This window comes from Sphaerisporangium sp. NPDC005289 (assembly GCF_040607455.1).
Lineage (GTDB): Bacteria > Actinomycetota > Actinomycetes > Streptosporangiales > Streptosporangiaceae > Sphaerisporangium > Sphaerisporangium rhizosphaerae.
The window spans coordinates 1-2008 of the sequence record NZ_JBEXGS010000060.1; the positions used below are offsets into that span (position 1 = coordinate 1).

General features: G+C 67.9%; 1 protein-coding gene. It reads left to right on the top strand.

Annotated elements, in window-relative coordinates; all coding sequences use genetic code 11:
* Positions 1 to 2008, top strand: a 2008-nt coding sequence (gene kdpB / locus ABZT47_RS40255; RefSeq protein WP_354854080.1) for a potassium-transporting ATPase subunit KdpB, incomplete at both ends; no start/stop codon positions are given.

The following is a 2008-nucleotide window of genomic DNA, read 5'->3' on the forward strand; positions in this document are numbered from 1 at the left end:
TGCGCAAGCTGAATCCGGTGACGTTGTGGCGTAACCCGGTGATGTTCATCGTGGAGGCCGGGGCGGTGTTCACCACCGTGCTGGCGGTGACCGGCCCGTCGTTGTTCGCCTGGGCGATCGTGGTGTGGCTGTGGCTGACCGTGCTGTTCGCCAACCTGGCCGAAGCCGTCGCCGAAGGCCGGGGCAAAGCCCAGGCCGCCACCCTGCGCGCCGCCAAACGCGACACCACCGCCCGCCGCCTCACCCGCTGGACCCCCGGCCAGGACCCACTGGCCTGGGACGTCGTCGGCGCCCCCGAACTGGTGCAAGGCGACCACGTCATCGTCGAAGCCGGAGAGACCATCCCCGGCGACGGCGACGTGACCCAAGGCATCGCCAGCGTCGACGAATCAGCCATCACCGGAGAATCCGCCCCGGTGATCCGCGAGTCCGGCGGCGACCGCTCCGCCGTCACCGGCGGCACCAAAGTCCTGTCCGACCGCATCATCGTGCAGATCACCCAAAAACCCGGCGACAGCTTCATCGACCGGATGATCGCCCTGGTCGAAGGCGCCAACCGGCAGAAGACCCCCAACGAGATCGCCCTGAACATCCTGCTGGCCGCACTCACCATCATCTTCCTGATCGCCACCGCCACCATGCAGCCCCTGGCCATCTACTCCAAAACCGCCAACCCCGGCGTCCCCGACTCCGCCGCCCTCACCGGCGACGGCGTCACCGGCATCGTGCTCGTCGCCCTGGTGGTCTGCCTCATCCCCACCACCATCGGCGCCCTGCTGTCGGCCATCGGCATCGCCGGCATGGACCGCCTGGTCCAACGCAACGTCCTGGCCATGTCCGGCCGCGCCGTCGAAGCCGCCGGCGACGTCAGCACCCTGCTCCTGGACAAGACCGGCACCATCACCCTCGGCAACCGCCAAGCCTCGGACTTCCTGCCCGTCCCCGGAGTGGACGAACGCGAACTGGCCGAGGCCGCGCAACTGGCCAGCCTGGCCGACGAGACCCCCGAAGGCCGCTCCATCGTCGTGCACGCCAAACAGACCTACGCGCTACGCGAGCGCGCCCCGGGCGAACTGGACCACGCCGACTGGGTGCCCTTCACCGCCCAAACCCGCATGTCCGGGGTCGACGTGGCAGGACGGCAGGTGCGCAAGGGCGCCGCCACCTCGGTCATGAAGTGGGTGCGCGACCACGGCGGCCACCCCACCGGCGAGGTCGGCCCGCTGGTCGACGGCATCTCCGCCTCCGGCGGCACCCCCCTGGTCGTCGGCGAGATCACCACGACCGGCACCGCCCGCGTGCTCGGCGTCATCCACCTCAAAGACGTCGTCAAACAAGGCATGCGCGAACGCTTCGACCACATGCGCGCGATGGGCATCCGCACCATCATGATCACCGGCGACAACCCCCTCACCGCCAAAGCCATCGCCGACGAAGCCGGAGTCGACGACTACCTCGCCGAAGCCACCCCCGAAGACAAACTCGCCCTCATCCGACGCGAACAACAAGGCGGCCGACTCGTCGCCATGACCGGCGACGGCACCAACGACGCGCCCGCCCTGGCCCAAGCCGACGTCGGCGTCGCCATGAACACCGGCACCTCCGCCGCCAAAGAAGCCGGCAACATGGTCGACCTCGACTCCAACCCCACCAAACTCATCGAGATCGTCGAGATCGGCAAACAACTCCTCATCACCCGCGGCGCCCTGACCACCTTCTCCATCGCCAACGACATCGCCAAATACTTCGCCATCATCCCGGCCATGTTCGCCGCCGTTTACCCCGGCCTCGACACCCTCAACATCATGCGCCTGGCCACCCCCCAATCAGCCATCCTCTCCGCCGTCATCTTCAACGCCATCGTCATCATCGCCCTCATCCCCCTGGCACTACGCGGAGTCCGCTACCGCCCCTCCAGCGCCTCCCAACTCCTGTCCCGCAACCTCTACATCTACGGCCTGGGCGGCATCATCGTCCCGTTCATCGGCATCAAACTCATCGACCTGCT